This is a genomic window from Sulfurimonas sp. ST-25, assembly GCF_048079205.1.
GTDB classification, from domain to species: Bacteria; Campylobacterota; Campylobacteria; order Campylobacterales; family Sulfurimonadaceae; genus Thiomicrolovo; species Thiomicrolovo sulfuroxydans.
In genome coordinates, this window is sequence record NZ_CP182225.1 from 2,106,951 (window position 1) to 2,130,885 (window position 23,935).

Annotated in this window: 25 protein-coding genes; 6 read left to right on the forward strand and 19 right to left on the reverse strand. The window is 58.6% G+C overall.

Annotated features, from left to right (window positions below; translation table 11 throughout):
* Positions 1–20: 20 nt before the first annotated feature.
* The gene (gene hpf, locus ACM66T_RS10945) at positions 21–554 is read right to left on the reverse strand and encodes a ribosome hibernation-promoting factor, HPF/YfiA family (protein WP_231019039.1); all 534 of its coding nucleotides are present in this window, start codon (positions 552–554) and stop codon (positions 21–23) included.
* Positions 555–667: 113 nt separating this feature from the next.
* Between hpf and recG the strand changes: the two genes are divergently transcribed.
* Positions 668–2,461, forward strand: coding sequence for an ATP-dependent DNA helicase RecG (recG, locus tag ACM66T_RS10950; RefSeq protein ID WP_231019041.1), 1,794 nt, complete (start codon positions 668–670; stop codon positions 2,459–2,461).
* Positions 2,462–2,626: 165 nt separating this feature from the next.
* Here recG and ACM66T_RS10955 read toward each other — a convergent pair whose 3' ends face one another.
* The 9 genes from ACM66T_RS10955 to ACM66T_RS10995 all read right to left on the reverse strand — a co-directional run bounded on the left by ACM66T_RS10955 (position 2,627) and on the right by ACM66T_RS10995 (position 8,853).
* Positions 2,627–3,871, reverse strand: a complete 1,245-nt coding sequence (locus ACM66T_RS10955) for a M16 family metallopeptidase (protein ID WP_231019042.1) — start codon at positions 3,869–3,871, stop codon at positions 2,627–2,629.
* 47 nt (positions 3,872–3,918) lie between these two features.
* Positions 3,919–4,968, reverse strand: coding sequence for a dehypoxanthine futalosine cyclase (locus ACM66T_RS10960; RefSeq protein ID WP_231019043.1), 1,050 nt, complete (start codon positions 4,966–4,968; stop codon positions 3,919–3,921).
* Between the two features lie 120 nt (positions 4,969–5,088).
* Entirely contained in the window at positions 5,089–5,496 is a 408-nt protein-coding gene (nusB, locus tag ACM66T_RS10965; protein ID WP_231019044.1) for a transcription antitermination factor NusB, read from the reverse strand.
* Positions 5,496–5,966 (reverse strand): 6,7-dimethyl-8-ribityllumazine synthase, encoded by a 471-nt coding sequence (ribE, locus tag ACM66T_RS10970; protein WP_231019045.1) that lies wholly within the window; start codon positions 5,964–5,966, stop codon positions 5,496–5,498. The genes nusB and ribE overlap by 1 nt, the downstream gene beginning before the upstream one ends.
* A 41-nt stretch (positions 5,967–6,007) precedes the next feature.
* Positions 6,008–6,805 (reverse strand): 3-deoxy-8-phosphooctulonate synthase, encoded by a 798-nt coding sequence (kdsA, locus tag ACM66T_RS10975; protein ID WP_231019046.1) that lies wholly within the window; start codon positions 6,803–6,805, stop codon positions 6,008–6,010.
* Entirely contained in the window at positions 6,802–7,089 is a 288-nt protein-coding gene (locus ACM66T_RS10980; RefSeq protein ID WP_231019047.1) for a hypothetical protein, read from the reverse strand. The genes kdsA and ACM66T_RS10980 overlap by 4 nt, the downstream gene beginning before the upstream one ends.
* A 102-nt stretch (positions 7,090–7,191) precedes the next feature.
* On the reverse strand, positions 7,192–7,938 hold the full coding sequence (locus ACM66T_RS10985; RefSeq protein ID WP_231019048.1) for a TerB family tellurite resistance protein: 747 nt from the start codon (positions 7,936–7,938) through the stop codon (positions 7,192–7,194).
* A complete protein-coding gene (locus ACM66T_RS10990) occupies positions 7,926–8,420 on the reverse strand; it encodes a hypothetical protein (protein WP_231019049.1) in 495 nt (164 codons plus the stop codon). The genes ACM66T_RS10985 and ACM66T_RS10990 overlap by 13 nt, the downstream gene beginning before the upstream one ends.
* Positions 8,413–8,853, reverse strand: a complete 441-nt coding sequence (locus tag ACM66T_RS10995; protein ID WP_231019050.1) for a phosphoribosyltransferase — start codon at positions 8,851–8,853, stop codon at positions 8,413–8,415. The genes ACM66T_RS10990 and ACM66T_RS10995 overlap by 8 nt, the downstream gene beginning before the upstream one ends.
* Before the next feature lie 66 nt (positions 8,854–8,919).
* On the opposite strand from ACM66T_RS10995, the gene ACM66T_RS11000 reads away from it, so the two are divergent.
* Positions 8,920–9,864, forward strand: a complete 945-nt coding sequence (locus ACM66T_RS11000) for a hypothetical protein (protein ID WP_231019051.1) — start codon at positions 8,920–8,922, stop codon at positions 9,862–9,864.
* 16 nt (positions 9,865–9,880) lie between these two features.
* Here the strand turns inward: ACM66T_RS11000 and ACM66T_RS11005 are convergent, their stop codons facing one another.
* The 9 genes from ACM66T_RS11005 to trpA form a co-directional block, all read right to left on the reverse strand.
* Positions 9,881–10,285, reverse strand: coding sequence for a hypothetical protein (locus ACM66T_RS11005; RefSeq protein WP_231019053.1), 405 nt, complete (start codon positions 10,283–10,285; stop codon positions 9,881–9,883).
* Positions 10,286–10,297: 12 nt separating this feature from the next.
* Positions 10,298–11,485, reverse strand: a complete 1,188-nt coding sequence (locus tag ACM66T_RS11010) for a putative metal-binding motif-containing protein (RefSeq protein WP_231019054.1) — start codon at positions 11,483–11,485, stop codon at positions 10,298–10,300.
* 150 nt (positions 11,486–11,635) lie between these two features.
* Entirely contained in the window at positions 11,636–12,892 is a 1,257-nt protein-coding gene (locus tag ACM66T_RS11015) for an ATP-dependent DNA helicase (protein ID WP_231019055.1), read from the reverse strand.
* 30 nt (positions 12,893–12,922) lie between these two features.
* Positions 12,923–15,100 carry a polyribonucleotide nucleotidyltransferase gene (locus ACM66T_RS11020; RefSeq protein WP_231019056.1) on the reverse strand — a complete coding sequence of 726 codons (2,178 nt, stop codon included), beginning with the start codon at positions 15,098–15,100 and terminating at the stop codon, positions 12,923–12,925.
* Positions 15,101–15,739, reverse strand: a complete 639-nt coding sequence (locus tag ACM66T_RS11025; protein ID WP_231019057.1) for a phosphoribosyltransferase — start codon at positions 15,737–15,739, stop codon at positions 15,101–15,103.
* Positions 15,739–17,931, reverse strand: a complete 2,193-nt coding sequence (locus ACM66T_RS11030) for an LPS-assembly protein LptD (RefSeq protein WP_231019059.1) — start codon at positions 17,929–17,931, stop codon at positions 15,739–15,741. Before ACM66T_RS11030 ends, ACM66T_RS11025 begins: the two co-directional genes overlap by 1 nt.
* A complete protein-coding gene (locus tag ACM66T_RS11035; protein ID WP_416768557.1) occupies positions 17,894–18,343 on the reverse strand; it encodes an RDD family protein in 450 nt (149 codons plus the stop codon). Before ACM66T_RS11035 ends, ACM66T_RS11030 begins: the two co-directional genes overlap by 38 nt.
* Positions 18,344–18,346: 3 nt before the next feature.
* Entirely contained in the window at positions 18,347–19,612 is a 1,266-nt protein-coding gene (gene purD / locus ACM66T_RS11040) for a phosphoribosylamine--glycine ligase (RefSeq protein WP_231019061.1), read from the reverse strand.
* Between the two features lie 322 nt (positions 19,613–19,934).
* Positions 19,935–20,678, reverse strand: a complete 744-nt coding sequence (gene trpA / locus ACM66T_RS11045) for a tryptophan synthase subunit alpha (RefSeq protein ID WP_231019062.1) — start codon at positions 20,676–20,678, stop codon at positions 19,935–19,937.
* Positions 20,679–20,854: 176 nt separating this feature from the next.
* On the opposite strand from trpA, the gene panB reads away from it, so the two are divergent.
* The 4 genes from panB to ACM66T_RS11065 are packed head-to-tail and all read left to right on the forward strand — an operon-like array spanning position 20,855 to position 23,925.
* Positions 20,855–21,646, forward strand: a complete 792-nt coding sequence (gene panB / locus ACM66T_RS11050) for a 3-methyl-2-oxobutanoate hydroxymethyltransferase (RefSeq protein ID WP_231019063.1) — start codon at positions 20,855–20,857, stop codon at positions 21,644–21,646.
* Positions 21,647–21,657: 11 nt separating this feature from the next.
* Positions 21,658–21,849: a hypothetical protein gene (locus ACM66T_RS11055; protein WP_231019064.1), complete on the forward strand. Its 192-nt coding sequence runs from the start codon at positions 21,658–21,660 to the stop codon at positions 21,847–21,849.
* A 2-nt stretch (positions 21,850–21,851) separates the two neighbouring features.
* Complete coding sequence (gene ruvB, locus ACM66T_RS11060) at positions 21,852–22,862, forward strand: Holliday junction branch migration DNA helicase RuvB (protein ID WP_231019065.1); 1,011 nt, start codon at positions 21,852–21,854, stop codon at positions 22,860–22,862.
* 10 nt (positions 22,863–22,872) lie between these two features.
* On the forward strand, positions 22,873–23,925 hold the full coding sequence (locus ACM66T_RS11065) for an AI-2E family transporter (RefSeq protein WP_231019067.1): 1,053 nt from the start codon (positions 22,873–22,875) through the stop codon (positions 23,923–23,925).
* The last annotated feature ends 10 nt before the right edge of the window (positions 23,926–23,935 follow it).

The window sequence follows — 23,935 nt, forward strand, 5'->3', positions numbered from 1 at the left end:
GGGGCGGTGGCCCTACGCGATTAGTAGAGACCGAAACGACCGTCGTTTCGTTTGTAGAGAACCCGAGTCTTCCCGTCGTTATCAAGGAAGATCTCAAACTGCTTTTCACCCGTTTTCAGCTCATCCAGCACATCGGCGACTTCCCTCGGTTTGTAACTCTCCAGTTCAACCGGGATGACTTCGTCCTCCAGTGCTTCGGCCGCCGCTTTGACGTCCGCCGAATCGCTCTTGGCATCGTTCATACTCTCATGATGATGATCGCTCAGCTTGTCATGCATACGGCGCAGCGCCTTCTGTGCCCGCTCGATCGCGATGTCGATTGCAGCGTACATATCATCGTCGCTCTGCTTGATAACAACGGTATTCTTGCCGGCAAGGTTGATGGTAAACTCCACCGAGACACCCTGTTTTTTCCCGATGCTTCGCTTGGCGCAGACCGCCTGTGCCGAAATGATGTCCAGGTTGAACTTCGAGAGCGATGCGATCGCATTTTGCAAATACTCTTTAATGGGATCGGTCAACTCGATCGCTCTACCGGTCAGTGAGATATTCATCATGGAACCTTTCCGGGCCTCGCCCTCTGTGTGAATTGTCGTAGGCAACGATTATAACACAGGAAACATGTCATTTTTCAAGCCGTAGAGCGACAAACGCGCTAAAATATCCCATGCAAATTGAACAGGCCGATATCGAAAAATTCAAAAAACTCGGCGTCTACTCGGCCGCAGAGCTCGCCATTCACACCCCGGTCCGTTTTGAGGACCGTCGGCTTTACCCCAGGCTCAAGGAGGGCACCGAGCAGGCTATCGATGCTACCGTCGAATCGATACACCGCTCCCCGCGGACCGTGACTATCTCCCTTTATGTGCACAACTTCGGGCATCGCATCGAGGGGGTCCTATTCAACCCGAAACCCTATATGCTGCGTTTTTTCACCGAAGGGGAACGCACCTTTTTCTTCGGCCGTATCGACTGCAGGCAGGGACGCTGCCAGATGAGCCACCCCCAGCGTATCCCCGAGGCGGGGACGCTCACCCCCAAATACAAAACATCCCTGCGTACCGACGTCATGGCCCGACTCGCCGCACGCTACATCACCCGCAAAAATCTCCTGGATGAGGGGCTGCCCCCTGCTGTCGCCGATGCACTGCTCGGTCTACATTTCCCCAAAGAGGCTCCGCTGAAGGAACCCACACCGCAACAGCTCTACGCCCTCAAATACACCGAGCTCTACAGTTATATGCGTTCGCTCCAGGGGAAACGACGCTATTTCCATGCATTGAAAAAACTGGAAAATGACTGGCGCGGCTGGGCCATGCGTCTGCCGTTTCTCCTGACCGGTGAACAGACAAAAGCCATCGAGGCGATTGAAACGGACTTCAAAAAGCCCCATGCCGCCAAACGGATGGTCGTCGGGGATGTCGGCGCGGGCAAAACGATGGTGATACTGGCGGCAATGCAGATGGCCTCCCCCCACCGCAGCATCCTGATGGCGCCTACGACCATCCTCGCCAACCAGCTATACGAAGAGGCACGTAAGTTCCTCCCGGAAAAAAAGATTCTGCTCATCACGAATGCCACGCCGAAAAAAATGCCGCTGGGGGAGGCCGATGTCCTTATAGGCACCCATGCCCTGCTCTACCGTAACCTCCCCGAAGCCGCGCTCATCATGGTCGATGAGCAGCACCGCTTCGGTACAGCCCAGCGCCACCGGCTGGAGAAACTGCTCTCGGAGGGTACCCGTCACCCCCATTATTTGCAATTCTCCGCCACGCCCATCCCCCGTACACAGGCGATGATCGATTCCGCCCATATCGACGTCAGCCTCATTACCAAGACCCCCTTTAAAAAAGACATCTCGACCGCGGTCATCCACAAGCCCGACTTCCCCGCCCTGCTGCAGCACATCCGCGCGGAGATCGCACAAGAACACCAGGTCCTCATCGTCTACCCCCTTGTCGAAGAGAGCGAGAATTTCGGCTATCAGAGCATTGAAGAGGCCAGAGGCTACTGGGAAAAACATTTCAAGAACGTCTACGTCACCCACGGCAAAGACAAAGAGAAAGAGGCGATTCTTGAAACGTTCAGGGAGCAGGGAGACATCCTCCTAGCCACAACCGTCATCGAGGTCGGCATTTCACTGCCGCGCCTGACGACGGTTGTCATCGTCGGCGCCGAACGGCTCGGGCTGGCCACCCTGCACCAACTGCGCGGACGCGTCAGCCGGACAGGCCTCAAGGGGTGGTGTTTTCTCTATACGAATCTGGGGGAAAGCGAGCGCCTCGACGCCTTCCGCCAAACGGACAACGGCTTTGACATCGCCGCACTGGACTTAAAGTACCGTAAAAGCGGCGATCTACTCAAAGGCAGTATCCAAAGCGGGAAAAAGTTCCTCTGGGCTGATCTGGCAGAGGATGAGGCGATCGTGAGGGAAGTCAAAGCAGCGCTATCGCACTTATAAGTAATGAGACAGCTTCAGAGTTGTCAAGGCCAAAACGGTCGTTAGCGTGTCAGGCGGCTCACCGGGGAATGGAGTGTCCCGAAGGCGTCAGCCCTTTGTGCTTTCTTCTTCCCGGTTCGGCTTCTGCTTTACACAAGTAAAGAAGAAGGGGAACGAAAAAACCTTTTACTCCTCCGTCACAATCGCGAAGGTCAGTTTCTCGATCTCTTTATGCTTTTTGATGAACGCATTGAGGGTGGCAAGATCAAGTCCCTCGATCTGTTCCAGTTCACGAGCAGACGAACCGATCCCCTCTCCTTTGTAATACTCCAGGAATGTACGCGAAAGGCGCTGGGAAAGGGTCTCGACCCGCAACGGTTCGGAACCGAGCAGGAAACGCTTCGCCTGGTCAAGCTCCTCCTGGGTCGCGCCCTTCTCTATAAACGTGTCGATCACTTCGCGCACGGTTTCAAGGGCCTCCTTTTGAGAAGCGATCTTCGTCTGGAGGTAGCCGAAGAAGTAGCTGTTGGAACGGGCGATATTCGCACGGCAGTAGGCAGAGTATGCCAGGCCGCGCTTGACGCGGACCTCCTCCATCATACGACTGCCGAAGCCCCCGCTGCCGAGAATAAACATGGCCACGCGGCTGATATAGTGCTCGGCGTCACCTACCTTCATATCAAAAGGAGCGCCGAAATAAACATAGGCCTGTTCCGTTTTTCGCTTGAACTGCTCCGTCTGTGCCGCCGCGCTGGCCGGGTAGTACCCCAGGCTCTCCAACGCCCCTTTCGGCAAGGTACTGAGCAGCCGGCGCGCGGCATCCTCTGCAGCCGTTTTGGAGATATCGCCGCCGATGACGACAATGGCCCGAGAGGCCTGGAGGTGATTTTCGACAAAGGCTTTGACCGTTTTGAGTTCCATCGCCTTGACGCTTTCAACCGTCCCGGACGCCGGGGACGCCAGCGGCGTATCGGTGAAGAGCATTGCCCTCAGTTCGCGGTTGGCGACATAGTCGAAATCATTCTCTTTGCGGCTCAGCGCGCCGACCATGGTTGTCTTCACCTTCTGAAGAGCCTCTTTACTGAGGTTCGGAGCGGTAAGCAGCTCTTCGAGCAGACCGACCGCTTCACCGAACTCCTCTTTGAGCGAGCCCATTTCAAAGACCATCGTCTCCGTCCCGGCATGCACGCTGAGATGGATGGCGCGTGCGTCGAGCGCCTCGGCAAAACCGACGGCGCCGCGTTTTTGGGTCCCTTCGTTGAGCATTGAGGCACTCACCTTCGCCAGCCCCGCAAGCGCACCGTCCTCGATCGAACCGCTCTGGCGGAAGACCAACTGCATGGAGACGATCGGTAACCGGGAATCGTGCTCAAATATCATCGGCACTTTGATGCCGTTTACTTCTACCTGTTCCACCGTCGTTTCAGCCATTACAATCTGTCCTGTCAAAAAAATGAATAATAGTAGCGCTTTGAGGCTCACGCAAAAAGCTCCAGGGTTTCATACGCCGTATTCCGGATCGCCGGGGTCTCGCCAATATCGCGGATCAGGCGGACCATTTCATCCTTGGCCATACGGAAGCCCGCCCCCGCACTGCGGACAACGTTCTCCTCCATCATCGTTGAGCCCAGGTCGTTGGCCCCGAACTGCAGCGCCATCTGACCAATATAAGGCCCCTGGGTCACCCAGGAACTCTGCAGGTTCGGTACGTTGTCCAGGAAGAGACGCGAGACTGCCAACAGGCGGAGGTAGCGGTTGGCCGAATGTTTTTTCATCTCGGGGAACTCTTCGAGCAGTTTGGTATTCTCGCCCTGGAACGACCACATGATAAAGGCGCGGAACCCCCCGGTTTCGTCCTGCAAGCGGCGAACCATATCCCAGTGCTCGACGATCTCTTCGTCCGTCTCCATCGTTCCGTACATCATCGTCGCCGTCGATTTGATCCCGAGCTTGTGCGCCTTGCGGTGGATATCGATCCAGACGTCGGCATCGATCTTGCGCGGCGCGATAATATCACGGACCCGGTCATTAAGGATCTCCGCGCCGGCACCCGGGATGGAGGAGAGTCCCTTTGCCTTCAGCCGGGTCAGGACCTCCTCCACACTGATGCGCGATACCTTGGCGATAAAGTCGATCTCGATAGCCGAAAAGCCGTGAATGGTGATCTGCGGGTATTTCGTATGGATATGCTCCACGAGATCTTCATACCACTCGATTTTCAGTTTCGGATGGACCCCGCCCTGGAAAAGGATCTGCGTTCCGCCGATGGCGAGCAGTTCGTCAATCTTTGCATCGATCTCGTCATAGGTAAGGACGTAGGCATCCTCGTCCTTTTCATGGCGGTAGAACGCGCAGAACTTGCAATCGACCCAGCAGATGTTCGTATAGTTGATATTGCGGTCGACGACAAAGGTCGTGACCCCTTTGGGGTGCAGCGCTTTTTTGCGGGCCGTGGCAAGCTTCCCGAGGGTTTTGAGATCGGCGTTGCGGATCAGGTCAACCGCTTCTTCTTTGGTGAGTCTGCTCATAGTGGTTCCACTCCCTCGTACAATATTTCCTTGGCCGCAGTATACCGCTCAAGGATTCAGCTCCGCCCCCCTGTCGGGAACGGCAGCGTTTAAAAAGATTGATTTAAGCGCAGGCAGGGCTTAGGATGCAGCTTTCTCTTTGGCGATCGCATCGAGCACGCCGTTAATGAACTTGGGAGACTGTTCCGTACCGAAGGCTTTGGCCACCTCAATCGCCTCGTTGATCACGACAGCGGAGTCCAGATCGCTGTGAAGCGCCTCGTAGGCTCCCAGACGGAGTGTCGCCCGTTCAATAGAACCCAAACGGTCGAAATCCCACTCCTTAAGGTGTTTGACAATCGCTTCGTCCACCTCTTCCAGATGCGCCATAACCCCGTCAAAGAGCGTCAGGGCAAAATCCTTCTGCTTGTTGCGGATCTTCTTCTCTTCGAGAATCTCATCGGTATGGTCGGCAATCGCACCGTTACCGAGGTCATAGGCATACAGCAGGCTGACGACCGCCATGCGTGCGTGGTGACGTGTCGCCATTACGCCTCGATCTCCGCGTACAGGTTCAGCATCTCAATGACCGTCGTCATCGCTTCGAAACCTTTGTTCCCCGCCTTCGTACCGGCGCGTTCGATCGCCTGTTCGATCGTATCGGTCGTCAGCAGGCCGAAAGCGACCGGCTTGGCGTACTTGAGCGACACCGTCGCGATCCCCTTGGTTGCCTCCGCAGAGACATAATCAAAATGCGGTGTCGCACCGCGGATCACGGCACCCAGCGCACAGACGGCGTCGTACTTGCCGGTGGCAAGCAGGCGTTCCGTCGCCATCGGCAGTTCAAACGCGCCCGGGACCAGCACAAGATCCAGCTCCGCGTCATTTCCGCCGTGGCGGGCATAGGCGTCTTTGGCGCCTTCGACCAGGCGGTCGGTGATCAGGTGGTTGAAACGCGCCGCGATAATGGCAACTTTCTTGTCCGTGGGGACTTGCAGTTTTCCCTCGATTACTTGCATCTTTCTTTCTCCTTGTTTAACTTTCTTCCGTGCCGCTTCGCCTAACGGCTGCACGCCTCGATGGCGAGCAGTGTTTCCGTCAGCTGCTTCAGTCCTTCGAGCGTGATCATATTCGGGCCGTCGCTCAGGGCGCACGAAGGGTCGAAGTGGGTTTCGAAAAAGAAACCGTCGACGCCGACAGCGGCCGCCGCTTTCGCTAGATAGGGTACCATCGAGCTGTCACCGCCGGTCTTTCCGCCGCCGCTGCCGGGCATCTGTACCGAGTGCGTCGCATCGAAAACGACCGGAGCAAACTCGCGCATGATCACCGGTGAGCGCATGTCCACGACGAGGTTGCCGTAGCCGAAACTCGAACCGCGTTCGGTGAGAAGCACCTTGTGCTTTTTCGCATTCTCATACCCCACCTCATCGCAGCCGCGGGTCTTGAGGACTTTCAGGACAGAGTAGCGCATATCCGCGGGGTTCATGAACTGTCCCTTTTTGATGTTGACGATACGGTCCGTTTTTGCCGCGGCGACGAGCAGGTCTGTCTGGCGGCAGAGAAACGCCGGGATCTGGATAATATCCGCGACTTCCGCCGTCGGTGCCACCTGGTAGGACTCATGGACATCGGTGACGATCTTATAGCCGAAATGCTCTTTCACCTTCTGCAGCAGCCGAAGGCCCTCCTCCAGGCCCGGTCCGCGGTAGCTCTCAAGGGAGGTGCGGTTGGCCTTGTCGAAACTCGCCTTGAAATAGAAGTCGAACCGCGCATCCTCATGGTAGGGCCGCAGCGCTTCTGCGATACGGAAAAGGGATGCTTCGCTCTCAATGACACAGGGACCCGCCATTAAAATCATTCGATACTCCCGTTACCCTCAATCATCGCCTTGGATTCGACCGGCCGCATCTGCGGAGAGACGACCCGCTCTTTGTATTTGCTGTTCCCGACGGCATCGTCGAAATCGTCGACCGCCTGCTCACGGAACTCCGTCAGGGAGTGGCCTGTTTCATGCGAGTAGACGATATATCCCAAAACAACAAGGACCAAAACCATTGTTTTCTTAGAGTTTGTCTGCCACTGCATGTACGCCAGAATCAACAAAACGACGATTGTCCCCGGATAAAGCCATGATGCATCCATGATGTACCCTTTTCGTGCTCGGCAGTGCCGCCGAAAATAAATAGGATTATACCAGAGGTTGTTAACAAATCCGGCATTGTGCTGCCGGTGTAAGGCACACGACTACCGCGACGCCTTGATCGTTTCATAAGCAGCATTGATCTGCTGCATCTTCTGCGTAGCCTCGGCCATATACGCCTCATCCGCCCCTTTTGCCTTCATAAGGTCGGGATGATACTGCTTCACCAGAGCACGATACTTCTTCTTGATACTCTCCATCGCTTCACCCTCTTCCGCGCCCAGCAGCGTGTACGCCTCCTGCAGAGTGGTACGGGTCGGCCCCGTTTTGTAGATCTGCGCGAACTGGGCCATGATCGCCTCGACCTGGTCCGGTGCGATCTGCAAAAACGCCGCGATCTTGGTCAGCAGATTCTCTTCGTTTCGGCTGAGCTCCCCGTCAACGAAGGCGAGATTGACAAGAAATGAGAACATCCCCAGACGCTGCTGCGGGTGGCGCACGGTCGCATAGGCCAGGCGCTGCGCAATCGCATCCGCATTGAAGCGCTGCTCCTTTTCACGGTTGAAAATCGATTTGAGCTCTTCACGGACCATCTGCGGGTCCGGAAACGCGTTGGCGATATCCGTGAAGGTGTTTCCGATCAGTTCCGCCTCCAGGGTGTCAACCCGGCCGTCGGCTTTGGCCACCTTTGCCATCAATGCGACAAAAAGCCCCAGCTCGGAGTTGCGCACCACTTCGGAGGTCACGGGACCTCTCCCGGTCGCTTCCGCCCGGTACTGGTAGCGACCATAGCTTCTGAAAACCCAGACGAGAAAGAGCCCCACAAACAGGTAAAAAATCAGTGATCCCATACGCTATCTCCCTCCACATCGATCTCGATGCCGACGATCCGATCGCACGGCACGATCAGCGTCTTTTTGGGCGCACTGACCACATAAAACCACCGGCTCTCCGCCATCAGCGCCTCGTCATACTCCCCCGTGCGTTTGACGTCTTCGGTCTCCATCCGGCGCAGAACGACCCCGGTAGAAAATCCCTGCCGGTAATCATCGGCCGCCGTATCGACATCCGCGAACTCCACCCGGTCGGCGGTGCGGATAAGACGGCAACGGTTCTTGCGGGCCCATCCTCGCACGCCGAACCAGAGTGTGACCATCCCAAGAAGCGCCACGCCCCCGGCGGCCACCGTGTACGTGAAAGCGACGGCGGCGACAAAGATCGTCAACGCTCCCCAGACAACAAATGCCGCTTCGTCGATTTTTTCAAAAGCGATGACCCGGAATGCCAATACGAGCGTCCGCAAGTACTGCAGCCACGCCAGGAGTTTAGCCATCAAAACGGTCCCAGAAAAATTCGATCCACTCCGTCGCTTCCCGGCAGCTGAAATCGGGTTGCTCGCAGGCGGTGGGCTTGGACCACGGCGCGGCGCATTTGATCGTGCTTTGCGGATAGCGCTCCCGAAGGTAGGCCTTCACCTGCTGCAGGGTTTTGCCCGAGTCAACGATGTCATCGACGATCAGGATCCGCCGGAAGGTTCCGCCGGGGCAATCGCCGTCGATGGTGACCGTTTCGCGCTGGGAGGCGTCATCGTAGGACGCCACCCGCAGCAGGCCGATGTTGCGGACATCCAGGCCGTATCCGAGCAGCTGCGCCCCCATCATGCCGCCGCGCGCAAGCGCCACGATCATATCCGGCGCGTAGGCACGGCAGGCGGGGAGCAGGGAACGCATGTCCGCTTCGAAAGCCTCATAACTGTAATAAAACATGGCCGCATTATACCACTAAAGCCCCCCTTTACCCATGCATTGCTACCATGACGAAAAGGGAGTTTTATGCGCTTGAATTTCTTGGCTCTTTTGACGGTCACCCTCCTCTTTTCGGGCTGCCTGACACCGACAACCCCCGAAGTCCCCGCCTGGGTCGAACACCCGCCGCCGCCGACGGCAACAACGCTCTACGGTGTCTCCGTTGCTAAAAGCAAAGAAGAGGCGCATATCTCCGCCCTCGGCAATATCGCTACCACCATGCTCAGGGGCGCGGAACCGGCCCTTGAGCAGCGCGTCCGGGATGTCACTGAGCGCAGCCAGACCGCAGCCGCGATGCGTACGGTACTCCGGGAAATCGACTATCCGGGTGTTACCGTCAAAGAAGAGGCGGAGATGGGAGAGGATCATGCGGTCTTGATCACCATGCCGCGCAGCGTTTTCGCCGCACAGATCGATGATCGGCTCAAAGCGCACCGTCAAACGATCGAAGCGCACCTGCCTTCCGACGACGCCCCGCTTTTCGAGCAATTGGGCAGGCTTGGCGCTGCCCATGAAGAGAAACCGATGCTGCTGGCGGAGGTATTGCTCCTCGAAACGGCCGACCCGGCGGCCGACACGAAACCCTACTACGCGTTTATGGAAAAAACGGATGCGGCGTACAACGCCCTGAAATTCGGCGTAGCCATCAGCGTCATCAGCGATGCGGAGGCGATCGTCTACGTTGATACCGTGGAGCAGACCCTGCGCTCCGAGGGGATGACACCGACAGGCAATCGTATCGGTCTGCTTCTGCTGCATGCCGACAGCCAGCAGGAACGGCGCAATGGCGTGTTTAACGTGACCATGCGTGTCCGGCTCGAATCCGTCGCGAAGGGCGAGCGGCTCGCACAAAACGAGTTTTTCCTGGAAGCCGTGTCGCCGCAGAGTTTCAGCGATGCCAAACGCCGCACCGCCGAAGCCCTCAAAGCACGTCTGCGGGAGCTGGGTCTGTTTCGTACACTCGGGTTTTAGTATCCGCTAACGCCGTTTACTCCTCCCCGAAATAGTGTTCCCGTTCGGGCTCATGTGCCCGAAGACGGTTGAACGCTTCATTGTTTCCGCTGCTCCGTGCGCTGTTCAGCGCTTTGCGCCACTCCCGCCGGGCTTCCATATATGCAATCCTGCCCCGCTGCCGGCTCGCACGCCGTTCTTCGGCGACCATGCGGTTATAGGCTCTCTCCTCTTCCCTGAGGGCGGGGACCTCCGGGGGCAGGTCAGATACGATCTGTTCCGGCAGGGCGTCCGCTGCCGGCGATGGTGGTGGCGACACCGCCTCGAACGAGGTCGGCACGGCGAGTTTTCCGTCAACCGGGGCATTTGGATGCCCCTCCATCCGTCCCGCCGCCAGGAAGGCAACGGTCATGACACCCGAGGCCAAAATAATCCAGCGCATCGCTCACTCCCTCTAGCTTGTCGGATCGCCGTCACAGTCCCAGTCTTTCGGGTCCAGCGGTCTTTCTGTCGCCCCCGGGTAGATCAGTGCGTTCGTGTCGTCGCAGTCAGGGGACCAGTCTTGGGTATAGAAGCCGTCACCGTCACTGTCGGTGCCGATCGGGACCAGGGCCGGAGCATACCAGGTCGTGGACGACCCGTTCTCCGACATCACCTCGAGGTAATAGGTCTGCGTCGTTGCAATCCCCCCGGCATCCGGCGTGCTCATCTCGATAATGCCCCCCGGGCCTTTCGAATCGGTAATCCCCAGGGCCGCCCCGCCGTTATCGAGCAGTGCGGTCTGCAGCCCCGCTGGCCCCTGTGAATAATCCACGATATAGGCCGCACCGTGCGGCGGGAGCGTCACCTTGTAGTAGTCGGTGTCGTTTCCCGGATCGATCGTATGGGCCAGGGTGTAGAGCGCACTTTGATAGATGATCTCGCCGACTGCGCTTTTGGTGCTGTAGATCGTCGTCGCTCCGCCCAACGTGCCATCCGGCTCGAAACCGTCGGTGCCGCTCGGGGCATCCGCCCCCGAACAATCTTCATCGATCCCGTTGCCGGCGATTTCGTTTGCGTACGGGTAGACGGCGTTATTGCTGTCGTTGCAGTCAAAGGTGGCGGAGTAGCCGTCGTTATCACTGTCGACAAAGAGCCGTACGCCGAGCTGATAACTGGCCATATCGTATGCATAAAACGAGTAGACATGGATCAGGTAGTTCCCCGTTTCCGTAATCGTGATCTGATCAATATTGCTGTCAAAGGAGAGGAAATTGTCGTTTGACGCTACCAGCGTCACCCCATCGGCTTTATAAAGTTCGATCACCGTGTCGGCCGTATAGTTCAGGTTCGTCGCGAAGAGTTCGTAAGTGTTGCCCGACACTAAGGCAACCTTTACCCAGTCCTCGTCCCCCTGCGGATAGATCGTGCGCGTCTGCAGTCCCCCGACCAAGATACTGCTGGGTTGGTCTTTTGTATTGTCGCCGGCGCTGCCTTCAAATCCGTCAGCGGCCGTCGGGAAGGCGGCGGCGATGATAACGCCCCCGCCTCCGCCACCGCCGCCACTACTCGCATCCGCCGTGTCGCTCTTGACCTTGCAGCCTCCGGCCATCAGTGCGATCGCCGCAAGCAGAACGATTCCTTTCTCTTTCATGGTTTTCATCACTCCCTCCTTCTTATTCTTGACAGGGAAAAACGTGAATTAAAACCATCTTACAACGCGCCGCCTTTCGCTTCACGGCGGAGAAAATAACTAGCTGTTAAAATTCAAATGCATTAAATAATCACAAAAAATAGTTTTTTTTGAAAAAAATTATTCGTGACCAAACCCCAGCGCCTTGGGGTGGACGAAAGCGAGGTTTGCCCAGTTCACGCGCGGCTGTTTCAGAATCAGACTGTGGGGCGAGACCGCCCGCGAGAGGGCGACGTAGAACTGCGAGGGGGCGAAGATCTCCGTCGTGTCGATGACCAGATCGCCGATACTCATCCCCTGGGACTTGTGAATGGTAATGGCAAATGCGAGGACGATCGGGAACTGGTAGAGGGTAAACTGCGGCACCTCGACCATCTGCTTCTCCTTCTCGACCGTGCGCTCCTCCCAACGGCTCTTCTCCGTGCCGACGCGTTCGAGTTTGACGACCGTACCGTCCTCTTTGCGGATGTGAACGTTGTCCTGTTCAAGCCGCACGACGATCCCCCGCTGGCCGTTCACGTAGTTCCAGCTGTTGCGCGTAAAGAGCACCGGCGCGCCCACCTTCAGCTCCAGTACTTCCGGGATACGGGCATCCGCCATAAAACGCTCCACCTCCCGCGGCTGTGTCTTGGCGTCGTGGCAGACGCTCTGGGTTTCAAAGGCGTAGAGATCCCCCTCGACCGCATCAAGCTGCTCGCGGTTGTGCTCGAAGGCCGAACGGTTCGTCCCGTAGAGGAAGGTGTAACGCGAGAGGTCATCCCCCGTCGGTTTGATCAGCTCATGCAGGTAGCGGTGCTCCTCCTCCGTGACCCGGGCATGACGTACGGCGTTCAGGACCCCGTTGAATTCGGTGTCCTCACTGCGCCAGTTATGCGTCAGCGTCACCGTCTCAAAGGCAAACTGTTCCCAGCTCGGGGCCTCGAAGGCAAAACGGATTGTGCCTTTTGTGACCGGCGGAAGCTGCAGAAAATCCCCCACGGCCAGGAGTGCGCCGCCAAACCCGCACTGCAGCAGGCGCAGCCGGACCATGTCGAGCACCTCGGCACTCACCATCGAGATCTCGTCGATAACAACGAGGTCCATCGCACGCACAAGTTTGACGATCTTCTTCTTGGGGATGAGTTTCCCCCGGCGTTCGAGGTCCGTTTCACTATCGGCGATGCCCAGATCGAAAAAACTGTGCAGGGTCTGTCCGCCGATCAGGGCCGCCGCCATGCCCGTCGATGCGAGCTTGGCGACCTTTTTCCCCTCGGCACCGTAGGCGGCGATGATCTGGCGGGTCAGGGTCGTTTTGCCGGTACCGGCCCCGCCGGTGAGAAAGAGGTTCTGTCCGGATTGTAGCCCAGAGAGCAGTGCGGAAAGTGAAGTGGTTTCCATGTATACGGGCCTGTCCGGCCCCGGGAGGGCTTAGGCGGCCGGGGCGCGGCCGAGGCTGATTTTGGTCCCTTTGAACTCGAGGATCTCGACGTCTATGTCGTCCCCCTCGCTCAGAACATCGGAAACGTTGCGCACGTGCGAATCGGAGATTTTTGAGATGTGCAGCAGGCCGTCGACGCCGCCGGGCAGTTCGATGAAGGCGCCGAAATCGACGATCTTCTTGACCCGCCCCTTGACGATGTCGCCGACATGGTACTCGGGTTTTTCCATCTTCGGTACGGAGACGATCTGCTCGATATGTTCGCGCGCGCCCTTGACCCCGTCGCGGTTCTTGCCCGTCACCTTCACGCTACCGGCCTTCTTGTCGATATCGATCGCGACCTCGAACTTCTCGATGATCTCTCTGATCGTCTTGCCTGCCTGGCCGATGACATCGGCGACACGGTCGGGATCGATGCTGAAGAAGTCACTGCCGGGCAGCTCCTCGCTCAGTTCGATCTTGTTCTCTGCATCGGCCATGATATCGATGATGTGGGCGCGCCCCGCCTTTGCCTGATAGAGGGCCGTTTTGAGCAGTTCCAGGGAGATGCCGCCGAGCTTGATGTCCATCTGCAGCGCCGTAATCCCCTCTTTGGAGCCCGCGACCTTGAAGTCCATATCCCCGTCGTGGTCCTCGAGGCCGGTAATGTCGGTCAGAACCATGTGCAGGTCCCCTTCGCTGACCAGTCCCATCGCCACGCCGGCGATCGGATCGGTCGTCTCCAGGTCCGCCGCTTTCAGTGCCATATAACCGCCGCAGACGGTCGCCATGGAGGAAGAGCCGTTGGACTCGAGGATCTCGGAGACGAGGCGGACGGTCTGGCCCGGGGCCTCCAGGACCGGTTCGAGGGCGCGCTTGGCGAGGTTGCCGTGTCCCAGCTCCCGGCGGCGCGGCGGCTGGACCGGCGACGCTTCCCCGACGCTGAAGCCCGGGAAGTTGTAGTGCACCATAAAGCTCTCGTACTGCGCCGAACTGTCGGTAAGCTCCTCGTACATCTGGGCGTCTTTGTTGCCGCCGATGGTCAGTGTCACCAGGGCCTGGGTCTGGCCACGGGTAAAGAGACAGGAGGAGTGGACGGAGGGAAGAACGTTGGTCAGAATGCTGATCGGGCGTACCTCGTCGAGACGGCGGCCGTCTGCGCGGGTCTGCGTCTGCAGGATCTGTACGCGGACCGTTTCGCGCTTGACCGCTTCGATCGCTTTTTTAAGGGCGTGCTCGTCGAACTCCGGTTCCGCATCGAGGATCTTTTTGCGCAGGTTGCGCAGGGCCGTGGAGCGCTCGGTGCGCGCCATTTGAGCGATGGCCGCGGCGATATCGTCGCTGTGCTGCTCGCGGACGTAGGCCATCAGGTGCTCATCCGGCTCCGCGGCGATGCAGGTGAGTTTGAAGGTCTCTTTCTTGAACGGGGCGAACGCCTTCGCATAGGAGACGTTGGCCGTCGCCAGCAGCTGCTGGGCTTCGGAAAGCAGGACGATGAAATCATCCTCGCCCATCGCGTTGCTGCGGTAGCGGGCGATCGTCTCGGCGGCAAGCGCCGGATCGACGAGCGGGTCGACCATCATCGTGTCGAGCAGCTCCGTCTCCACCGAACCCTGAACCCGCATCTCGATCATCAGCAGGTCCGACTCCGTTCCCGCGAGGAAGAGGTCCAGGGTGCTGTTTTTAAGCTGCGGCAGCGTCGGGTTGAACAAGACCTCTCCGTCAACCTTCGCCACACGGACGGCGCTGACGGGGATGTCAATGTCGATGTCGGAGACATACAGGGCCGCCGAGGCGGCGTTGAGGCCGAGCACCTGGAGGTCGGCATCTTCATCCGCGCTGAGCACCATCACGGTGATCTGGACGGGGTTGGCGAACCCTTTAGGGAAGAGCGGACGCAGGGAGCGGTCGATGATACGGGAAGTCAGTGTTTCGAAATCGCTCGGTTTGGCCTCGCGCTTGATGAAACCGCCCGGGATCTTGCCCGCGGCGTACGCTTTCTCGATGTACTGCACCGTCAGTGGCAGAAACCCCTCTTCGACGAATTCGGTCTCGTCGATGACAACGGTGGCCAGGACAACCGTGTTGCCGGCCTTGAGCCATGCGCTTCCGTTTGCCTGTCGGGCCACGCCTGTAAGCGCATACTCTTCCGTTCTGTTCTCGACGGCTACCAGTACATCATAATCCATTTAGTCCCCTAGTATCTTAATAATCATTTCATCCGAAACATCTTCTAGTTCTGAATAATAACATGATGTTTCTATATAATCCTCCAGCACGTGCGGGCAGAAGAGCGCGTCACAGAGCGGTTCGACGGCCGCATAGACCTCCTTGGGCATCACCGGTGCACAGGCATAGAGGGCATCGGGCGAGCGCGAAAGGACGGTTTTGATCGCGCACATCAGCTTCAATCCGCTCTCCGCCCCTTGGTCGACAAGCAACACTTTTTTGCCGCGCAGGGTTGTCAGCGGGCGCCCTTTGCGATAGTGGTAGATCCGGGAGAGGATCTTCTCTTCGTGCTTGCGGTGCGCCTCGCCGTAGACGTAGTCATACTGGATGCCGAAGGCCTTGACGAGGTCGTCGTTGATCACGATCTCCTCCGTCTCGCTCACCCTCCCCAGTTCGCACTGCGGGTTCTGGGGCGCTGTAATCGATTCGCCCAGCAGCCAGTCGACCTTGAGCTTCATTCGGACGTTGAGCTCCTGGCACAGTGCGATGCCCCCCTCGGAGAGCGCGATCAGTATCCACGATTCACGCTGCATCTGCGGCAGCGGCAGCAGCTCATTCAGCGCCGAAACGGCCGCTTTTCTATCTTCAAACAGTTTCATCACGAACCATCCAATGCATCGCTGAGTTTGTAGTTGACCTCGGTCCCCCCGATGGGGCGGAGTTCGACGGTGAAATAGACATACTTCTCCAGAAGCGAGTCGGCCTGGGCGTTGGTCAGGATCGGGCGGTTGTTCTCGACGTATCGCATCCCGAATTTCCAACAGCGCTTCGTGTAGTCGAAGCCGACCTCGGAAAACTTCTTCACATTCGCCTCCAGATCATAGGCGTACCGGCCGAAATAGCGATAGTGGTCATTATAGCGATATGCGGCGTCAAAGGTCAGGTAATTGACCCGGTTTGTCCCGTTAACGTCGGGCTGGTCTTCATAGAGGTCCATGGCTCCGATATTGAGCGCGCCGTCACTGTAGCGGACGCCGTTGAGCATCTTCGAAACCCGGTGGTAGTCATAGTTGTAAAAAACATCCGAATAGAGCGAGACTTCCGGGGTCACCTGCCAGTCCAGTTCGTTTTCCAGCTCGCTGAGCTGATCCTGGTTCCGGTCGAAGGAGAGGCGCTGCGAAAGACGGTGGTAGAGCACCTGTTCGCCCACGTCATTGACGAAAAACTGGCTGAACTTCAGATCCAGCGCCTCTTCGATCTCGTTGACGGCATAGAAGTCGCACTCGGGGTAGAGCGCCGAATCGCTCCCGCTGCAGAGCGTCTGCTGGGTTTCGTAGTAGCCTGTCGCATCATCAACGCCGGCCTTGGTATAGGCGAGGTCCAGTCCGGCCGTGTGGCTGAAACCTTCAAACGCTTTCGTCACCTGTGTCCCCGCATTGAAGACATGGTAGATCCGCCCGAAAAGCCCCGTTTCATACGCGCCGCCCGTCGGGATGGCCGATACGGTCGTCGGCTCGTTTCCGAAGGTGATGTATTTACCGTTTAGGCGCGCACTGTAGGAGAGCAGCAGGTAATCCTCCAGCGCGGAGGTCTGCAGCGTGACAGGCAGGTCCACCTCCCCTTCGACCGCACGTTTCCCCGTTTCGCGGAAAATGTTGTTGCCGCGGAGATCGAAGGTATAGTAGACGTGCTCGTCGAGGAAGGTGTTGATATAGCGGTGGTAACGGAGGATCGGAAGGTTCTGCGGCGTGTCGGCATTGCTCTGTTTGTTCAGGTCGAGGTAGTAGCGGAGGTTCATGCCGTAATAGGTATCTTCTTCGTTGTAGAAGAGGTTCACCCGCGAGAGCACCTGGTTGGAGGTGGCGTAGTTCACAGTATCGTTGGAAGAGAGGTTGATATAGTCGATATCGTTCATCCAGCTGATGTCGGCATAGAGACCCGACTGCCCGGGAAGGTCTAGCCCCAGCCAGCGCTGCAGCACCGCCGTATTGGTATAGAAAAGATCAAAGCCGTAGTGGTTCGAGTTGGCCAGGTCATAGGTGTTGACGTAAGAGGATTTCTCCTGGAAATAGCCCGACTGGAGCGACCCTTCCGAAACGTTCGAATCGACAAAGCGGAACTTCCCGTAAACCCCCTCGCCCCGCTCCGTGCGCAGTTGCGGACGCAGCTCAACGTCCCAGGAGGGATCGATCGCGATATAGACAGGCTGCTCGAAAAAGAACCCTTCCGTACTGGAGACACCGAAGGAGGGCACCAGCAGACCGCTGCGGCGGCGGTTGTCGAGGGAGTAGCCGAAATAGGGGAAGTAGAAGACGGGAATGCCGTAGATCTTGAGGTAGGCGTTATAGACGTTCATCCAGCGCGATTCACTGTCGAAATCGGCGCTGGAGAAGTAAAGCACCCAGAAGGGATCGTTGGGATCGCAGCCTGAGACCATCCCGTCATCGACCGTAAAGTCCTTGTCCTCCGCCCCCGAACGCGAGGAGCTCATCCAGACGTTCGTATGGCGGTCGAGCATGAAAAAGGGGGAGAACTCCCGGCTCTTATTGGCGACATCGAGCTTGGCGTAATCCCCCATCGCGAAGTACTCCGACCCCTGCATGGCGACGATATTGCCGAAAAGCTCCAGCGTACTGCTGTTGCGGTCGAAATAGGCCTCGTTGGCGCTCAGATAGTAGCTTTTGTACAGGACGAGGACATCCCCGCTCGCATGGACGACGCTGAGGTTCGAATCGAGCCGGGTCGCGAAGAATTCAATCTGCTCTTCCGCCCGCAGCGCGGACAATACAAAAAGAAGAAGGAGCAGCAGGAACCTAGGCATTGACGACAACGGTGCGCGCGGTGCGGTCATGCCACGCCTGGTTATTGGGATCGAACATCGCCCAGATAAAGCCGAGGTAGAAGATGATCTCGCTGAGAATGCGGAAGACGGCGCGGTTGAATGCCGGCAGCCAGCCCGGGATCCCCCCGTCCTCAATCGCCGCGACACGGATGCGCATCGCCATCTTCCCCAGCGACGCACCGTAGAGGGCGACGAAGAGCGTCTGGTAGAAGACCTTCATCCCCAGGTACTCCAGGGCATAGGCGTTGGTGATGAACAAGAAGGTCTCCATGTCCTCCGCCTTGGAGATAGGCCCCCAGAGCATGATCGTAAAAAGCAGGCTCAGCAGGAGCTCGTCGATCAGGAACGCCACGGCGCGCTTCGGGATGGAAGCGAGTTGCAGTTCATGCCGATCCAGCAGCGTTTCGATCGTCTCGTTCACGGGTTAGAGGGCCTGGTAAGCGATATCGGTCCGCAGTTTTTTCCCTGCGAAGTGCACCTGGCCGCAGAGAAGGTAGGCGCGGTCGCGGGCCTCGCGGATGCTCTTGCCCGTTCCGACGCAGACGAGGACCCGTCCCCCGGTCGCGAAAAGCTTGCCGTCACTCTCGCTGACGCCGGCGTAGGCAATATGCGAGTGTTCGGCCAGTTCGGTGTGAACGATCTCGTCGACGACGATCTCCGCCGGTTCGCTGCTGCTGTAGGGGTAATCGCGGCTTGCCATGACAACGCCGACAGCGTATTCGTCCTTGAACTTCACGTCCAGGGTATCGAGCTGCTTCGTCGCGGCCTTGTAGAAGAGTTCGCTTGCCGGGGAGCTGAGCAGCGGCATCAGGATCTCGCACTCCGGGTCGCCGAAACGGACGTTGAACTCCAGGGTGATCGGTTCGCCGTTCACGATCATCAGGCCGATGAAGAGGACCCCCTCAAAGGGTGCGCCCTCCGCCTGCATCCCGTCGAGCGTCGGGCGGACGATGCGCTCCTTGACCTTCTCGTAGATTTCGTCGTTGACGAGCGGCGTCGGCGCGTAGGCACCCATCCCGCCCGTATTCGGCCCCTGGTCGCCGTCTTGAAGGCGCTTGTGGTCCTGTGCCGCCTGCAGCAGGATGAAATCCTCGCCGTCGCAGATGGCGAACATGGAGAGTTCGTAGCCGTCGAGGAACTCCTCAATAACGACTTTTTTGCCCGCGTCGCCGAAGGAGGCGCCGCTAAGCATCTCCGAAGCGGCCTTTTTCGCCTCGTCGTGACTCATAGCGATGATGACGCCCTTGCCCGCGCAGAGACCGTCGGCCTTGACGACGACCGGCGTCGGCAGGGTCTCAATGAACTTGAAGGCCGTCTCAATATGGTCCGTTTCGATGTAGCGGGCCGTCGGGATACCGTACTTGGCGAGGAAGTTCTTCATGTAGACCTTGGAGCCCTCAAGCTGCGCCGCCGCCTTGGAGGGGCCGAAGATCGTTAGCCCCTTCGCTTTGAAGATGTCGACAACGCCTTCGGTAAGGGGCGCTTCCGGCCCGACGATCGTGAGGTCGATACTGTTGGCAATCGCGAAGTCCGCCAGCGCATCGTACTCCTTGATCGCAACATTCTCGCCCAGCATCGGCGTCGCCCCGTTGCCCGGTGCGAAATAGAGCTTCTCTACCGCTTCATCCTGTGCCAGTACGCGCCCGATCGCATATTCGCGCCCGCCGCTGCCGATAACCATTACATTCATTCTTTTGCCGATCCTTCTTGCTGTTTTCATTCAAAAAGACGGCATCTTCTTGAATGAAAGCGGCATCTAAACCCGGGCGGCCGTTCCGCAAGATAGCTTTGGTTCTCAAAGCCAAAATAATACGGACTGAGGGCTTCCTCAGGCGGCAGTCCCTCAGGCTTGCGCCTTCAAGCAAGATCACCGGCACACAGAAGCGGCTACACCGTCCATAAAATAGATATGTAGAACCCCCTGAAATGCGAGAGCTCGTACCGCTCAGGCTTAGAAGACAATTATAGCCGATACGCCATAAAGAGGGGCTAAAAAACGGGAGGCTTTCCCCCTACTCGTTGATGCGTTCTTTGATCGTTTTCGCGATGCGGCTGCAGTGGTTGATCTTTTCGGAGAGCGAAAGGTCTTCGCGCAGCAGCACGTTGATGAACGCCGAGCCGACGATGACCCCGTCGACCCCCTCCGCTTTCGCCTTCGCCGTCGCTTCGTTAACGCCGAAACCGACGTAAACAGGCGTCTGCGTGTGGCGGCGGATCGACGCGACGACCTCGCCGAGATCTTCGCTTTTGCCCGCACCGGTGATCCCAGCGTAGGCAACGAGGTAGATGAACTTCTGCGCCGCGCTGACGACGGTTTTCACCCGCGCATCCGTATCCGTCGGTGCGACGAAGGCGATGTTGCTGATGCGGTGCTGAGCAAAGGCATCGGCGTAGAGGGCCGCCTCTTCATGCGGCAGGTCCGGGACGATCAGGCCGCTGACACCGAGATCGTTCGCCTCGCGAAGGACCTTCTCCATCCCGAACTGGTAAAAAGGGTTGAAGTAGCCCATCCAGAGCGTATCGACGCGGGGCGCCACGGCGCGGGAGACGTCCAGGACGTCTTTGAAGCGGAACCCGTTCTCCAGGGCGACGTAGTTCGCCGCCTCAATCACCGGACCGTCGGCGACGGGATCGGAGAAGGGGATACCCAGCTCCAGCGAATCGACACCGCTCTCCCCCATCGAGAGCGCCAGGTCGATCGTAAAATCTTTGTCGGGATAGCCCGTCGTAATGTAGCCCACCAGTTGTTTTTCCACCAATTACCCTTTGACCGGATCTGCCCGTGTTCGGGCGCCGCCACCCTTAGCAACGGGACGGCGGCCTGCCATATTTATCCGCAATTGTAGCATTTTTGGATAAAATCGCTCTCAATTGACTAGGGCGCCGGAAAGGGGATTTTCCCCCTGTTCCGGCATGCCCGCAGGAGCAACCAATGGCTAATAAGCTGAGCGTCGGTGCCATCCGAAAGGCCAAGGGCGGGACACCGCTGATGATGATCACCGCTTACGACGCCCTCTTCGCACGCCTTTTCGACCCCATTGCCGACATTCTCCTCGTGGGAGATTCGCTCAATATGAGCTTTGCCGGGAAACCGGACACCCTGAGCGCCACGCTCGAGCAGATGATCTACCATACCCAAGCCGTCTGCAGCGGGGCGCCAGGCACCTTTGTCATCTGCGACATGCCCTTTGGCACCTATACGACGGCCGAGCGCGCGCTGGACAACGCGATTGCCGTCTACCAGCAGAGCGGGGCCGACGCCGTCAAGATCGAGGGGGGCCGGGACAAGGCCGGTATCATCGCCCACCTCACGGCCAACGGCATCGCCGTCTGCGGCCACATCGGCCTGCTCCCGCAGGCGGTGCGCGGCGAGGGGGGCTACAAGGTGAAGGGCAAGGACGAGGGGAATGCCCTCTCCCTGATCGAGGATGCCAAAGCCGTCGAAGCGGCCGGCGCCTTCTGCATGGTCGTCGAAGGGGTCAAGGCCGACGTCGCAACGCGGATCGCGGAAGCCGTCTCCGTCCCCGTCATCGGCATCGGCGCGGGCAGCGGCGTCGACGGGCAGGTGCTCGTCTTCTCCGACATGCTCGGCCTCTATGAGCCCTTCGTACCGAAATTCGTCAAGCAGTACATGCACGGTGCCGACGCGGTCAAAGCGGCGGTCACGCAGTACAAAGAGGAGGTCGTGGCGCGCACCTTCCCGGCAGAGGAGCATACGTATTGATCGCTCAAACCGTGTTTGTAATCACCTTGGGGGTACTGGCCTGCGGCTGTTCCAATGAAATGCGCTACGACATGGCGCATGACATCGCCAAACAGAACTGCCGCAATATCACCAGCCCCGATGAGCGGCGTGCCTGCGAGGGGCAGCACGACCAGCCCTATCAAGAGTACAAAGCTGCGGAACAATATCCGGTGGGACAGTAACGATGGAACGTATCGTAGAGATCGAAAAATTCAGCGCCGAGGAGACAGTCGAAACTTCCCTGCGCCCCGAGGGGTGGAAGGATTACATCGGCCAGGAACAGATCAAAAAGAATCTCGGCGTCTTCATCGAGGCGAGCAAAAAGCGGGGCGAAGCCCTGGACCACACCCTCTTCTTCGGCCCTCCGGGCCTGGGGAAAACGACCCTGGCGCTGATCATCGCCAACGAGATGGGCAGCAGCATCAAGGTCACCGCCGCCCCGATGATCGAAAAGAGCGGCGACCTGGCCGCCATCCTCACCAACCTCGAAGAGGGGGACATCCTCTTTATCGACGAGATCCACCGCCTCTCCCCCGCCGTTGAGGAGATCCTCTACCCCAGCATGGAGGATTTCCGCCTCGACATCATCATCGGCAGCGGCCCCGCGGCGCAGACGGTGAAGATCGACCTGCCACGCTTCACCCTGATCGGGGCGACGACGCGGGCGGGGATGCTCTCAAACCCCCTGCGCGACCGCTTCGGCATGAACTTCCGCATGAACTTCTATCACCCCGAAGAGCTCTCCCGCATCATTATGCAGGCAGCGGAGAAGCTGGGCAAGCCGATCAAGCACGACGCCGCGCTCGAGATTGCCCGCCGCTCCCGGGGAACGCCGCGGATCGCCCTGCGGCTGCTGCGCCGGGTCCGGGACTTTGCCGACGTCGCCGACGAAACAACCATTGGACATGAACGCACCGTCTACGCCCTGAACGAGCTGGGGATCAACGCCCACGGCTTCGACGAGATGGACCTCCGCCTGCTGGAGCTGCTGGTCCAGGCCAAGGGGCGGGCCATGGGGCTCAGCACCATCGCCGCGGCGCTGAGCGAGGATGAGGGGACCATCGAGGATGTCCTGGAACCCTACCTGCTCGCCAACGGTTACCTGGAGCGTACCGCCAGGGGGCGCGTCGCCACGCCCAAGTGCTACGATGTGCTCCGGCTCACCCCGCCCACCGAACAGAGCGGGCTCTTTTAGGAGGTACAGCGTGAAACCGCAGACGATCTTTGCCATCCTGCTCGCGGCGTCACTCTACTGGATGTACCTGCTCTACAGCCCCTACCTGATGAGCATCTTGATCGCTTCGCTGCTGGCGGTCTCGACCTTTTCGTTCAAACGGCGTCTGCGGGAGTGGACCGGCTCGGTCTTCGCGGCATCGGCCCTCTCCACCCTGATGATGGCACTGCTCTTTTTCGCCCCTTTGGGCTATTTTCTCGCCAAAATTACTATCTATCTGCAGCACTTCGACCCCACAACCCTCGAATCGGTCATGGACTATCTGCAGGAGCTCATAGAACGCGCGCCGGGGTTCTCCGGGCACTCCAAGTCATACGTCTCGAACTTTATCGCCTCGTACGATCCCGCCGAACTGACCAAGAAGGCCCTGGCCTACGCCGGGACCATCGGCAGCATCAGCGCGTCGTTCGTCAAGAACGCCTTCATGATCATCGTCTTCTACTTCTTCGCGCACCTCTACGGACAACGGCTGGCGGGCTATTTCAAACACATCATCAACCTTCCGCCCGATGATGCCCGCCTGTTGGGTTCGGAAGTCTCTTCGGTGATGAGCATCGTCTTCTACTCCATTCTGCTCACGGCGGCGCTGGAGGGGGCGCTCTTCGGCATCGCCGTCAGTTTTATGGGCTACAACGGGCTGCTTTTCGGCATTCTCTTCGGGTTTGCCTCCCTCATCCCCGTGATCGGCGGCGCGCTGATGTGGGTCCCCTTCTCCCTTTACGAGCTCTCCCTCGGCGATGTCGGCAGCGCCGTGTTCATCGCGCTGTACACGATCATCGTCATCTCCGTCATCGCCGACACCTTCATCAAACCCGTCATCATCAAAAGCATCGACAGCCGCCTCTCCACGACCGAGAGCAAGCGTAACGAGCTCATCATCTTCTTCGCCATCATCGCAGGCCTGACGAGCTTCGGCTTCTGGGGCATGATCCTCGGCCCTGCCATCACCGCTTTCTTCATGGCGCTGCTGACGCTGATGGAGCGTAAAAATGCCCTTGCTGATACGATAGCACAAGCCGACTGACGACTGTGCG